At 43.6% G+C, this 13,386-nt stretch carries 11 protein-coding genes; all 11 read right to left on the bottom strand.

Annotated features, from left to right (window positions below):
* Nucleotides 1-258 precede the first annotated feature (258 nt).
* From Q0V82_RS00550 to Q0V82_RS00500, 11 genes are read right to left on the bottom strand one after another with little or no spacing between them, the layout of a single operon-like run.
* Nucleotides 259-2,151: a nucleoside-diphosphate sugar epimerase/dehydratase gene (locus Q0V82_RS00550; protein WP_297571807.1), complete on the bottom strand. Its 1,893-nt coding sequence runs from the start codon at nucleotides 2,149-2,151 to the stop codon at nucleotides 259-261.
* A 15-nt stretch (nucleotides 2,152-2,166) separates the two neighbouring features.
* Nucleotides 2,167-3,342, bottom strand: coding sequence for a DegT/DnrJ/EryC1/StrS aminotransferase family protein (locus Q0V82_RS00545; protein ID WP_297571805.1), 1,176 nt, complete (start codon nucleotides 3,340-3,342; stop codon nucleotides 2,167-2,169).
* Between the two features lie 9 nt (nucleotides 3,343-3,351).
* Complete coding sequence (locus Q0V82_RS00540; protein ID WP_297571803.1) at nucleotides 3,352-3,789, bottom strand: MaoC family dehydratase; 438 nt, start codon at nucleotides 3,787-3,789, stop codon at nucleotides 3,352-3,354.
* Nucleotides 3,776-4,450 (bottom strand): NeuD/PglB/VioB family sugar acetyltransferase, encoded by a 675-nt coding sequence (locus Q0V82_RS00535; RefSeq protein WP_297571801.1) that lies wholly within the window; start codon nucleotides 4,448-4,450, stop codon nucleotides 3,776-3,778. Before Q0V82_RS00535 ends, Q0V82_RS00540 begins: the two co-directional genes overlap by 14 nt.
* Nucleotides 4,447-5,037, bottom strand: coding sequence for a sugar transferase (locus Q0V82_RS00530; RefSeq protein ID WP_297571798.1), 591 nt, complete (start codon nucleotides 5,035-5,037; stop codon nucleotides 4,447-4,449). The genes Q0V82_RS00535 and Q0V82_RS00530 overlap by 4 nt, the downstream gene beginning before the upstream one ends.
* Entirely contained in the window at nucleotides 5,034-6,158 is a 1,125-nt protein-coding gene (locus Q0V82_RS00525; protein WP_297571795.1) for a glycosyltransferase family 4 protein, read from the bottom strand. The genes Q0V82_RS00530 and Q0V82_RS00525 overlap by 4 nt, the downstream gene beginning before the upstream one ends.
* Nucleotides 6,151-7,188, bottom strand: a complete 1,038-nt coding sequence (locus Q0V82_RS00520) for an NAD-dependent epimerase/dehydratase family protein (protein ID WP_297571793.1) — start codon at nucleotides 7,186-7,188, stop codon at nucleotides 6,151-6,153. Before Q0V82_RS00520 ends, Q0V82_RS00525 begins: the two co-directional genes overlap by 8 nt.
* A gap of 28 nt (nucleotides 7,189-7,216) precedes the next feature.
* Nucleotides 7,217-8,503 (bottom strand): nucleotide sugar dehydrogenase, encoded by a 1,287-nt coding sequence (locus tag Q0V82_RS00515; RefSeq protein WP_297571791.1) that lies wholly within the window; start codon nucleotides 8,501-8,503, stop codon nucleotides 7,217-7,219.
* Nucleotides 8,504-8,540: 37 nt separating this feature from the next.
* Nucleotides 8,541-10,502 (bottom strand): asparagine synthase (glutamine-hydrolyzing), encoded by a 1,962-nt coding sequence (gene asnB / locus Q0V82_RS00510; RefSeq protein ID WP_297571790.1) that lies wholly within the window; start codon nucleotides 10,500-10,502, stop codon nucleotides 8,541-8,543.
* Between the two features lie 5 nt (nucleotides 10,503-10,507).
* Nucleotides 10,508-11,944 carry an O-antigen ligase gene (locus tag Q0V82_RS00505; RefSeq protein ID WP_297571789.1) on the bottom strand — a complete coding sequence of 479 codons (1,437 nt, stop codon included), beginning with the start codon at nucleotides 11,942-11,944 and terminating at the stop codon, nucleotides 10,508-10,510.
* On the bottom strand, nucleotides 11,922-13,334 hold the full coding sequence (locus Q0V82_RS00500; protein WP_297571788.1) for a hypothetical protein: 1,413 nt from the start codon (nucleotides 13,332-13,334) through the stop codon (nucleotides 11,922-11,924). Before Q0V82_RS00500 ends, Q0V82_RS00505 begins: the two co-directional genes overlap by 23 nt.
* Nucleotides 13,335-13,386: the final 52 nt, after the last annotated feature.

The raw sequence follows: 13,386 nt of genomic DNA, 5'->3' as shown, positions 1-13,386 counted from the left end.
AAATGATCGCGCACCGCTTGGCCGGGTTTAAAGCCAGACACGCAGTACTGTAGCTCCGATAGAGCAAAGCGAAATCGGAGGAATGGCATGCGTACGATTACGCTTTGCTCAGCGTATCTGCGGTACTTAGTTTGAAATACCCAAAAAAATTCAATCAAACGCTGCAAGCGAATATATCAGCTACGTAGGGTCGCCTTCAGGCGACGAACAAGTCGGCGAAAGCCGACCCTACAATATTCCACTTTGCATGACCGACAACTATGTAAATTCATGCAAATGATCGCGCACCGCTTGATCAGGTTTAAAGCCAGACACGCAGCGCTGTAAAATCCCAATGATTTGCGTTGAATCATTCCCAACACAGGCAACACTCAGATCGGCAATGATTTGCTCCAGCTCATCGAGCGTTAAACATTGTTCGTTGGCTTTCATAATCCGGGCGTGCTCGGTGCCACTCACATTGTCGCCAATCAGCAGTTCTTCATACAGCTTTTCACCGGGGCGTAAGCCAGAAAACTCAATGGCAATATCGCCCGCAGGATTGGCGTCATCTTTTACCTTGTAGCCCGATAGATGAATCATCCGCCGCGCCAAATCCACAATGCGAACGGGCTGCCCCATATCCAGCACAAACACTTCGCCACTACCGCCCATGGCACCCGCCTGAATCACCAATTGCGACGCCTCTGGAATCGTCATAAAGAAGCGATTTATCTCAGGATGGGTGACCTTGACTGGCCCACCCGCCATAATTTGCTTACGGAACAAAGGTACCACCGAGCCGCTTGAGCCCAGCACATTGCCAAAGCGCACCATACTAAAACGCGTTTTGACCGAAGGATCTAGCGCATAAGCTTGTAAGGCCAATTCGGCCATTCGCTTACTCGCGCCCATGACATTGGTCGGGCGAACGGCTTTATCGGTTGAAATCAGAACAAAGGATTCAACCCCAGCATCAATCGCCGCCGCCGCCGCCGCGCGAGTACCAAAGGCATTATTTAAAATCCCCTCGGTAATATTAAATTCAACCAAGGGCACGTGTTTATACGCTGCGGCGTGATATACCGTTTGCACCCCATAGCGCGCCATAATTGCAGCAAGGCGTAGGCCATTTTGTACCGAACCCAACACGGGATGTAGCTCAATCGGCAAGGCGTGTTCACGAATGATTTGGCTGAGCTCTTGCTCAATCGTGTACAAAGCGAATTCGGACAGTTCGTACAACACCAAGTGCGTGGGTTGATTTTTAATAATTTGCCGACATAGCTCCGAGCCGATCGAGCCCCCTGCGCCAGTCACCATCACCGATTTACCGCTGATATTGCGGGCGAGTAATTCATAATTGGGCGGCACCGGTTCGCGGCCCAGTAGCTCATCAACGCCCACTTCGCGCGCGTCAGCCAAACGCACTTCGCCACTGACCAAATCGGCCATCCCCGGCAAAATCCGCACTTCGACAGCTAAAGGCTCAAGCTGGTTAACGATCTCGATTTGGCGCGAGCGCGGCGCAGAAGGCATCGCCAATAACACTTGATCCACTCGGCCCAGCGTAATTTGGCCGTGCATTTGATCATTGCTAAAGACTTTAAGTCCGCCAATTTGCAGCCCTTGCTGAGCGACTGAGTCGTCAACAAAACCAATCGGCTCATACTCTTGCCCAGTACGCAAAGCCACCGCCAATTGCCGCCCTGCGCTACCGGCACCATAAATCAATACCGTTTTTCGCTCTTTAGATAGCGGGGCCAATTTACGCAACAGGCTACGCGCAGCAAAACGACTGGCAATAATAATCGCCATCGCCAACAGCCAAAAAATCACTAAAGAACCACGCGGAATACCGGTAATTTGCAATAACTGAATCGCGGCCACAAAGCCCAATAGCGCTAAACTCACCACAGTGGCAATGGTTAACACCGCCCGATCTTCGATATAACGAATCACCGCCCGATACAGGCCAAAGCGAATAAAAATCGGTGCGGCAATGATTGACGGTAATAAAAAAACCCACCAAGAAAACTGGATAGGATAACGCCAATCATCTAAACGCAGTGCAATTGCCGCCCATAAAGCAAGAGGCAACAAAACAAAATCAGCAGCTAGAATGATTAGACTTTTGGTCGTGCGGGGCAGATATGAAATACGATGAATCATGAATTTATTTCCGCCCTACAATGTAGCTTGACTTAAAACTGCATTTAGGCCATTACAAACCAAATCCATATCTGCATCAGTCAACGTCGGATGCACCAAAAACATCAGACTGGTTTCACCTAATTGGCGAGCAATTGCAAGTCTTTGCGCTGGACGCCAAGGTGTACCATCAAAAGCTGTTTCTAAATACACTTCGGAACACGATCCCTGATAACAAGGCACATCCAAAGCGGCAAGCGCTTCAATAATTCGATCTCGCGACCACCCCTCTTTCAATTGAGTCGGCTCGACAAATAAATAATGTTTGTACTGGGCATGCTCAATATAAACAGGGATAGTAGGAATACGAATAGAGGTAAACGCGTTCGCAATCTGATCGATCTTATCCGCATTAGCCTGGCGCTTATTGGTCCACTCCGCCATGCGACGAAGTTGGATTCTGCCGATAACAGCCTGCATCTCCATCATCCGCCAATTGGTGCCAAACGAATCATGCACCCAGCGAAAGCCTGGTGGATGCTGGCGCTCGTAAACCGCTTCCCATGATTTACCGTGATCCTTATACGACCACATTTTTCTCCAAAGCTGCTCATCATTCGTCGTGACCATGCCGCCCTCACCACCGGTGGTCATGATTTTGTCCTGACAGAATGACCATGCCGCAATATGCCCAATCGAGCCTACTGAGCGACCTTTATATTTCGCACCATGAGCCTGAGCGCAGTCTTCTATAACGTAGAGGCCTTTTTCCTGAGCCAAGACCATAATATCGTCCATCTCACACGGCCATCCCGCTAGATGCACGCAAATAATAGCTTTGGTATTGGGCGTCAACACCGCACGAATAGTATCAGCCGTAATATTCTGACTATCGAGATCGACATCGGCAAACACTGGGTTTGCCCCAGCAGTAACAATACTACTCGCCGAAGCCAGAAAGGTGCGCGAGGTAACGATCACTTCATCGCCAGCACCAATTCCCAGCGACTTAAACGCTACATCCAAAGCCAAAGTGCCATTGGCAAGTGCAACAGCATATTTCGAATCACACCATGCAGCGAATTCCTTTTCGAAATCACGACACTCCGTACCAGTCCAATAATTTACCTTGTTGGATAACAATACAGACTGGACGGCTTCCGCTTCTTCTATATTAAAACTAGGCCAAGGAGTTAATTTTGTATTAAGCACTATTCAACCTTATTTCTTGGGTAGATATAACTCGGCCTCACCATCGATGACCATTTTTTCATTTACAAAACAACGAGTACTAAAAAAAACACGCCCCCTAGGCAGATCTAAAGCGGTCACTTCAACAACAGCAATCACTTCATCATTAATATACACAGGACGAATAAATTTTAAATTTTGTGATACATATACACAGCCCGGCCCAGGCAATCTAGTACCAAATAGCGCAGAGAAAAATCCTGCTGAATAGAAGCCATGAGCTATTCTATCTTTAAAGCGGGTGCTTGCAGCGTAAGCCTTGCTCATATGCACAGGATTATTGTCGCCAGATATACCTGCATATGACTTAATATCGGCATCTGAAATAGTATGGCAATATGCCTCTTTCATCCCAATTGAGATATCCTCAATTGAATAACCACCAAAATTCACATCATTTACGTTCATTACGAAGCGCCTCTTTGCTAAAAGGTCTAGCTGGATTTCCAATAACGGTAACACCTGGAGGCACATCCTTTGTAACTACCGCCCCCATTCCTACAATCGCACCAGCACCGATGCGTAAAGGCCTTGATGGAGTTCCTTGCTTTATTATTGCTCCAGTACCGATATAAGCATGATCTTCAATAATCACATTACCATTACATTTTACTGCAGGTGCAAACGTTACATAGTCTCCTATAACGCAATCATGCCCTACATAGCTATAAATATTAGCTTGAAAACTTTCCCCGATCGAAATGTTAGAAGTTAATGTTACAAAAGCAGAAATTATAGATGATGACCCAATACTTACTTCATCATATTTAACAATATTATCAGCCTCAACAGAGATAAGTTGCATTCCATCTTCAATAAGTTTCTTTGATAAATCTTCACGAATACGACTATTTGCTATAGCTACTACAACATTTTTACAATCAGCTTCCAAATTCAAAAACCGTTGATAATTCAATACGGGTATTGAATTTACAATTGCGGCACTCTCATTTTTTGCATCATCAATAAAAAACAAATTTTCATTACTTAAATTAAACTGCCGCTTTAATAACGGTAAAACCTCTCTACCGTAACCGCTAGCACCATAAATAGCATAAACAATTTTCATTTTGAACCTCTAAATCTTTCTGCAGTGGCTTGACCTTCTGCAGATATTCCATCACGAATTAATACTTTTTTAATTGTCAAACAAAGAATTTTAATATCAAGCCAAATCGACTGATGCTCGACATACCAAACATCAAGTGCAAATTTTTCTTCCCAAGATATAGCATTACGACCATTCACTTGCGCCCAACCAGTAATACCAGGCCTAACTTCATGTCGGCGTGCCTGCTCCGCAGAATACAGCGGCAAATATTCCATCAGTAACGGACGCGGGCCTACTAAGCTCATTTCGCCTTTGAGAACATTCCAAAGCTCAGGTAACTCATCGAGGCTTGTAGATCGCAGCAACTGACCAAAACGAGTCAGGCGTACGTCATCAGGCAGCAAATTGCCAGCGTGATCCTTCTCATCGGTCATGGTACGAAACTTCACCATCCGAAACGGCTTACCATGCAAACCGGGCCTAACTTGGGTAAAGAAAACCGGTGAGCCCAACTTAAATCGAATCAAAACAATCAAAACCAGTAACGCTGGCCAAACCAGCAATAACACAGCCAGCGAAACAACCACATCAAATAAACGTTTCATTTTGCCAAATCCATAACGCCAAGCATGACAGCATTCACCTTATGCACATCGTATTTTTCAACCGCAATTAGACGGGATGACTTTGCCATTGCAACAATTTGTGCGGGATTCTCAATCAAAGAAATCATTGCGTTGGCTAATGCATCAACATCCCGCACAGGAACCAATATGCCATTGATACCCTGCTCTACGGTTTCACGGCAACCAGGTGCATCCGTAGTAATAATGGCGCGACCTTGAGACATAGCTTCCAGCACCGAACGTGGGGTACCTTCTCGGTATGAAGGCAAAACATAGACGCTAGCAGCAGCAATTGCGGGGCGAACATCTTGCAATACTCCCAGATATTCAATCGCACCGGATTGTATCCAGCCGTCTAGCTCTCGCTGACTAATTGCACTTGGATTTGGGTCAAGCGGGCCAACCAATTGAAATCTGGCTAGGGGATATTGTGCCTTGACGCGGGTTGCAGCGGCGACATACTCGCGCACCCCCTTATCAGCCAGCAAGCGAGCAATGAGCAAAAAGCTTGGAGTTTCGGGTAATGAGGACGACGCGAAATGTGCAGTATCCACACCAGAACCATTAACCAAGGTCACTTGAGTTTTTTTAGGCAACAAGCCTAAGCTTTGAAATAATGCACGGTCATCAGGGTTTTGAAAGAAAACCCCTGCTGCGCCTTGCAATCCAATTTGATACAAACCTTGTGCAACTCGGTTTATAAGCTTGCGAGCAATCCCGCCCTGCTCGGCGGTAAAGGCATAACCCAAACCCGTAATTAGCGCGAAGCGTTGTTTCACTCCTGCAAGGCGTGCTGCAAGCAATCCATACACCACAGGTTTGATCGTATAGGCCAAAACCAAGTCTGGACTAACTAACTGACAAAGTTGGCGTATGGCATTTATCGTTGCAAGATCTTCCAATGGATTTAAGCCGGCTCGACTCATCGGAATTGGATAAAATTGAATTCCCAATGCTTGTAGTCGATCTTTAAAATCCGCATCACAATCGGGTGCACAGGCAAACACCTGATGACCTGCTTGCAACATTGCGTCGACTAAAGGCCCTCGAAAATTTAGCAATGATTCGGCCAACCCAGCAATAATCAAAACCTTAGCCATGTACCGTCATCGCTCTCAAATAATAAGCTGCAGCCACATCCAAGCCTTGCTGGATCGAGTGCGTAGGTGCATAGCCCAATAATAATTGAGCTTTAGCAACATCCGCTTGTGAATGACGAACATCGCCTACACGGAAATCACGATAAATCGGCTCGACCGTAGATTTCTCTGGGTGGATTACAGCAACCTGCTCGCGAATCCAACCATACAACTGGTTCAAAGTTGTGCGATCCCCTACTGCGACGTTATAAACCTGATTGACCGCTTCAGAATTATTGGTCGTCGCCGCCAGCAGATTCATTTGCACTACGTTGTCGATAAAACAAAAATCGCGGCTAGTCTCACCATCGCCATTGATGAAAATATCCTGATTGCGTAGCAGGCTACCAAACCATTTAGGAATCACTGCCGCATAGGCACCATCGGGGTCTTGGCGTGGGCCAAAGACATTGAAATATCGCAATCCAATCGTTGGCATGCCATAGCAACGGCCAAAGACATCGGCATATAGCTCATTGACATACTTTGTGACCGCATAAGGCGACAACGGCTTGCCGATACGATCTTCGACCTTGGGTAGACCTGGGTGATCGCCATAGGTTGAGCTCGAAGCAGCGTAAACAAAGCGCGCTACGTTAGCATCGCGGGCTGCAACCAGCATATTAAGAAAACCATTAATATTGCTTTCGTGGGTGTGAATCGGATTCTCGAGTGACCGCGGTACACTACCCAAGGCCGCCTGATGCAAAACATAATTCACATCATTAACAGCTTGCTCGCACGTCGCTAAATCACGGATATCACCCTCCATCAGGGTAAAACGGGACCAAGCATCCGCACCAACGATTGCTTGCACCATAGTTAGGTTATGACGATGTCCGGTGGAAAAATTATCCAAGCCCACAACGGTTTGGCCGAGCTTGAGCAATTGCTCCAACAAATTTGAACCAATAAAGCCAGCCACACCAGTGATCAGCCAGACTTTGGGTTGCGCAAGCAACGCCGTTTTTACTTCAGCAAATTTCGACACAATGAATCCTAATTAATTGCAACAACAATTACAGGCGCCAGAAACGCACACCGGCGTCAGCCATCGCTTGACGATCACACACCCCTTTCACGTCGATCACGACAGGATTGCTTTCCATTAGAGCCAAATACTGTGCCATTGGCCAAGCGGCAAATTCGTGATGTGCTACGGCGACGACCATAGCAGTGGCTTTTTTAAGCACAGCAACAGGCGTCAAAGGCACGCCGTATTCCTCTACAGCCTCATGACTATCTGCCTCAGGATCGCATACCTGCACATTAACACCAAAATCCTGCAATTCACGAATAATGTCGATCACGCGAGAGTTACGTAAATCTGGGCAATTTTCTTTGAATGTGAGCCCTAGCACAGTCACGGTACTGCCAGCAATTGGGTGACCAGCATGAATCATTTGCTTGATCGTTTGTTGCGCAATATACGCCCCCATTCCATCATTGATACGCCGCCCAGATAAAATGACTTGTGGGATATAGCCCAGCTTTTCAGCTTTATGCGTCAAATAATAAGGATCAACACCAATGCAATGACCGCCCACTAGGCCCGGCTTGAACTTCAAAAAATTCCACTTCGTACCAGCGGCTTCCAGCACATCCAATGTATCAATACCCATCCGATCAAAAATCAAAGCTAACTCATTCATCAGCGCAATATTCAAATCCCGCTGCGTATTTTCAATAACTTTAGCCGCTTCAGCCACTTTGATTGTTGCCGCTTTATACACACCCGCAGTGACCACCGATCCATATACATCCGCCACAATATCTAACGTTGCTTGATCTTGCCCTGAAACTACTTTTTTGATTTTAGTAAATGTATGCTCTTTATCTCCCGGATTAATTCGCTCAGGACTATAGCCGACAGTAAAATCCACTCCGCATATCAAGCCAGAAATACGCTCAAGGATTGGCACGCAGATTTCTTCTGTAACACCAGGGTAAACCGTTGATTCATAAACGACGATATCGCCCTTTTTCAAAGCCTTACCGACGGTCTCGGAAGCTTTAACAACTGGAGTTAAATCAGGTTGATGCGCATCATCCACTGGAGTTGGTACTGCAACAATGTGAAAATCAGCTTGAGCTAGTTCTGTAGTGCTACTAGTAAAAACAATTTGTGCAGCAGCAAGGTCCCCATCTTCAACTTCATTCGTACGATCATGCCCTGCACGTAACTCAGTCAAGCGTAATTCATTAATATCAAAACCGATGGCTGGAGCCACTTTGCCAAAAGCGACCGCCACTGGCAAGCCAACATAACCAAGGCCAACTACTGAAATCTTGCGTTGATGAACCATTATTTTTTCTCAACTCTCTAGAAATTGCTTAATCAAATTAATTTAACTGCGACGGCTGCTTTTCATTATCCAACCAGGCCTGAAACATCAATACACACCACAGATGCTGACTCCAGTTACGTTTGCCAGATAAATGTTCATCCCATTTTTCAGCAACCATTTCGTAATTGAAAAACCCTTCCTGTTTGATACGTGTGGGATTAATTAATTCTTCAGCCCATTCGCGTAGAGGGCCACGAAGCCAGTCGTCAATAGGAATTCCAAAGCCCATCTTGGGACGTTCAATCAGTTCACGTGGAACATGCTTGTACAACACTTGTCGCAAAGCCCATTTGCTTTGACCGTCGCGCAATTTATATTCCAGTGGAATTTGCCAAGCCAACTCGACAACTCGATGATCAAGAAATGGAACCCTAGTTTCAAGCGAAACGCCCATTGCGGCACGATCGACCTTCACCAAAATATCATCTGGCAAATAACTAAGCATGTCATACGCCATCATCTGCTCGACATCGTTATTCAATTCTTTCAGTGCTTTTGCGATCTGTGGATCGGTTAATGCCGTAATTGGCTCGGTCGAATTTAGAACCAATGAAGCGGGATCAGACCAAGTAGAAACCAAACCTCGATAAATTTCAGCAGCATTACGAGATGATAACACTGATGCAGCCTTATGAAGTTTGTCACCGGGCAATGCCAAGCGATTATGCCCTAGTAATATTCCCATCAAAGGTGCAGCAATCTTATTCCATGCACCTGGAGGTATAGATTTTATGCCCTTAGCAAGCAGCTGCCGAACATTCACGGGCAATTTAGATAGCTGATGCCAAGTTTTTTGCGTCAAAACATATCGGTTGTAACCAGCAAACAACTCATCCCCAGCATCACCCGATAATGCAACCGTAACATGCGAACGCGCCATCTGACTAACAAGAAACGTCGGTATTTGAGAAGAGTCGGCAAACGGTTCATCATAAAGCTGCGCCAGATTTGGAATCACGTCCATCGCCTGCTGAGGTGTGACATACAGCTCGGTATGTTCTGTACCCAAATGACGAGCAACTGCTGCTGCATGTTCGGCTTCGTTGTAACGCTCAACATGAAATCCAATCGAAAACGTTTTCACTGGTTGGGTTGATTGGGCTTGCATCAAGGCAACAACAGTCGACGAATCGACACCGCCAGATAAAAAAGCACCCAGCGGCACATCTGCTAACATTTGCTGACCAACTGCATTCAGTAACACCGACTCCAAATGATCTACAGCCTGCTCGGCAGTTCCTCCAAACGGATGCGCCTTACCTGCCAAAGCTGTTTTACTACCTGACCAATAGCACAAAGACGTCACTGAACGTCCTTCTTCTGAGAAGGTCAAAATCGTACCCGGCTCCAGTTTTTTAATATCCAGATAAATCGAATGCGGTGCAGGAATATATGCGTGACGCATAAACAAAGATAATGCGTCACGATTAATCTCCCCACGAAATGCTGGATGTTGTTTTAGCGACTTTAGCTCAGATCCAAACATAAACACATCATTTTGCCATCCATAATACAACGGCTTTTCACCAATTCGGTCACGTACCAAATGCAATTGACGTAATTGGGTATCCCAAATAGCCATGGCAAACATACCGACTGCTTTTTCAATCGTGGCACGAATACCCCAATATTCAAATCCGGCCAATAGTGTTTCGGTATCCGAATGGCCCTGCCAACGCAACCCGAAAGACTCTAACTCACGCCGTAATGATAGGTGATTATAAATTTCACCATTAAATATAATTATGTAGCGCTGCGAAACAGACCTCATCGGCTGATGCCCAGCAGGAGATAAATCAACAACAGCGAGTCGTCGATGCCCCATAAAAATGCCATCGCAGACCCAAGAACCATAATCATCGGGGCCTCGATGTGCTATAGCATCCATCATTTTAGTTAAAGTAGATGGATTTTCTGGCGAATCCACTGATTGCCAATAGCCAACAAAACCACACATGTTTATTATTCCTGAGCTTTATGAATTTCTGTTTTTTGAGTCATGAAGTATACAACAATTAAATAAAACCAGAAAATTGGCATACGGAATACAAAATGAGCCATGGAGAAAATACCAATCGAACATAATGCGGCTAGTGCGTACCAGTTTCTGGTTTGTAATGCTCTATAAGCAAGAAACATTACAAACAAAGCAAATGGAATTACCCCAACAATTCCAACCTGTGTCAATAAGTCCAACCAGAGATTATGTGCCTCATGCTTAACTTTTGGGTCATCCAAATATGAAAAAGCCCCTGGTCCCTGCCCAAACATAGGAGCCTTCAGCCAGACATGAAACGCATTTTGCCAAAGTTGCTTTCGGACCCCCGTTTTATTTTTATCCATGCCGACCCCCATATCCGTGTCAGACTCAATGGATACGGCTAGTTTTTCAGTTATCGGTTTTACAGTCACACTGGTATTGGTACTTGCACTGGTATTGGTACTTGCACTGCCAGTGAAACTTGGAGTAGTACTAGATACAAAGGAAGTATAAATAAACGTGCTAATACTCGTTTGCATATCATTTACAGCAACAACAACGCTTTCAGTCTGCTCAATCACTTGCGCTCTATATTTAACAACAACGTCTCCTCCACCATACATTGTTAGCCACTTAAAAGCCCATAATGCAAAAAGAGCGGCCATAAATAGCAACGAAAAAGACCTATTTGAAGAAGTCGGCACCAGGAATAATAGTAAAAAATTAACGGCTATAAATACAAAAACCCAAGCAAAAAACAAGGCGTCACTTCTCACATACAATGCCATAACAAAAAACAGAAAGAAAATCAATACCATAACAAAACAGCGAAACAGCCCCCAAGAATCATCACGTATTGACCATAAATAAAGAAAAGGTATTGGAGCAAGATACAAAGCCAATTGATTTGGATTGGTTGACCATGCAGAAAACCTAGCTGGAAAATCTAAGTTGACCTTAAACAATGACAATAAGGGCGTGACATCAAAGAAAAAAATAAAAAAACCAAATAAATACAAAAGCACAGAAAACTCGACAAATTTTTTAACATGTCGTTGAAATACTATATAGCCGCCGTCATGCCCATAAGCTTTTACCAAATAAAAATAACTTACAAAAACAAAAACCACAACATAGAAGTATGCAAGTGAAGTATGTAAAAGACCTGCACTTTTCTCTTCATGAAAAAAATAACCAAGCAATCCAGAAATAAAAAATAAACCTAGACCTAACCAAGCAAGTCGGTTCTTTACTAAAAAAATTGAGTTTGTAAAAAACAACCCAAAAATTAGCACAAACAATCCAAGCTCCGAAACACCAACTGATCCAAAAAACCTAAGGCTAGTTGCACTCGAAAAAAACAAAACTAAAAAAAATACAATACCAAAAAATCGATTAGAACTTAAATAAGTTAGCATATTTTACCACTCTCAACTGGCGAATAATTAACAATAAAATCACGGTTAAACATATTATAATTAAGGAGAAATAAAAAAATACGTGAATAAAGTATACCATTACATAAAGCGCGGCCAGCAGTGAAAATAATAGATACCTATTAATACCAACAACAAATATAACATTAAGCTGTTTTGCAATCAACCATTCAAGAACCAACATAAGCGTAAACTGTGAAGCAACCCAGACAAACCCAACCAACCAAACACCACGAAAAAAATACAATAAAAGCCCAGAAAAAACCACAATTACAAAAGTAGCTCTAAATAATTTAACTGCACCCCCAGTTGCCTGAGCAAATTCAAATAGGAGCTTATTGTGCGCAGAAACAGAAACGCCAAAAACGACACCAAATACATAATACAAACTAACATCGAGATACTTAGAATAAATCAACACGGACAACAATAAGAATACAGTCAGGCAAAAAAAAGAATAAAAATAGGCACTAATCAAAACAACAGGAGAATATATCTCAACTAATTTCTTGACTCCAGCGGTTTTTTCCCGCCATAACTCACAAAGACGAGGAAATACAAAAACAGGATAAAGTGTTGAAATAAACCAAATCTTGTTAACTAGATCATAAATAAGACGATACCGCCCAAAAATCTCCGTACCATAAACTTTGTTAAGGTAAATAGAAAACATTTCCGTCAACAAAACCTGAAGACTAACTGTAGCAACTAATGGACGAAAACTCGAAAACGATGTACGAAAAAAAACCACATTAAAAGAGGGAACACCTAACTTATACACACCACGCGAATATCTAAAACAAAAAGCAATATCAATAGCTTTCCTAACTATAATAAGAACGAAAACATAGAAAATATCACCCAAAAAAGCTGCCCCAAAAGCTACAAACAGAAACCTACTAAAATTAGAAAAAAATTGAACTATTGAATAGCATTCATGCTTCTTATTTGCTACATTTAAAACCTGAAGATATGAAATTGGTAACGAAAAAATATACTCAAGAAAGACAGCAAGCAGAACAACTACTGTCAAGTCCCTTGAAGAAATAACAACGGGAAAAACCATTCCGAACAAGTACACTAAAAATGGTAAAAGAAGTAAAAGACATAAAAAAATACAAATGTAAGCACCCTCAATGCACTTCGGAACATTACATTCAGACCATTTATCACTTAACAGCTCAGCCACAAAAACTCGAGAAATTGTAGAGTCTAAAAAAACAAGAAAACTAGAAAGAATTACATAAACAGAATAAGCCCCATAACCTTCGACACCAAAACTTAAAGTGACAATTGGAATTAATGCAAGTGCGAATAAAAAGCCAGCACCATTCACGCCATACATAAAAAAAATTTTCTTAATGCTTGGCATACAACCCACAGTATTTAAAAAACCAAACTAAACATAGCCCATATCACAATAA

The sequence above is a fragment of the uncultured Deefgea sp. genome, from assembly GCF_947072475.1.
Taxonomy (GTDB): domain Bacteria; phylum Pseudomonadota; class Gammaproteobacteria; order Burkholderiales; family Chitinibacteraceae; genus Deefgea.
This window is presented reverse-complemented; position numbering and strand designations above follow the sequence as displayed.

Bases quoted from the DNA above. Each gene is read 5' to 3' on its own strand.
- Q0V82_RS00535 (WP_297571801.1), bottom strand. From the start codon at position 4,450: ATGAAAATTGTTTATGCTATTTATGGTGCTAGCGGTTACGGTAGAGAG.
- Q0V82_RS00550 (WP_297571807.1), bottom strand. From the start codon at position 2,151: ATGATTCATCGTATTTCATATCTGCCCCGCACGACCAAAAGTCTAATC.
- Q0V82_RS00525 (WP_297571795.1), bottom strand. From the start codon at position 6,158: ATGGCTAAGGTTTTGATTATTGCTGGGTTGGCCGAATCATTGCTAAAT.
- Q0V82_RS00515 (WP_297571791.1), bottom strand. From the start codon at position 8,503: ATGGTTCATCAACGCAAGATTTCAGTAGTTGGCCTTGGTTATGTTGGC.
- Q0V82_RS00540 (WP_297571803.1), bottom strand. From the start codon at position 3,789: ATGAACGTAAATGATGTGAATTTTGGTGGTTATTCAATTGAGGATATC.
- Q0V82_RS00500 (WP_297571788.1), bottom strand. From the start codon at position 13,334: ATGCCAAGCATTAAGAAAATTTTTTTTATGTATGGCGTGAATGGTGCT.
- Q0V82_RS00505 (WP_297571789.1), bottom strand. From the start codon at position 11,944: ATGCTAACTTATTTAAGTTCTAATCGATTTTTTGGTATTGTATTTTTT.
- asnB (WP_297571790.1), bottom strand. From the start codon at position 10,502: ATGTGTGGTTTTGTTGGCTATTGGCAATCAGTGGATTCGCCAGAAAAT.
- Q0V82_RS00530 (WP_297571798.1), bottom strand. From the start codon at position 5,037: ATGAAACGTTTATTTGATGTGGTTGTTTCGCTGGCTGTGTTATTGCTG.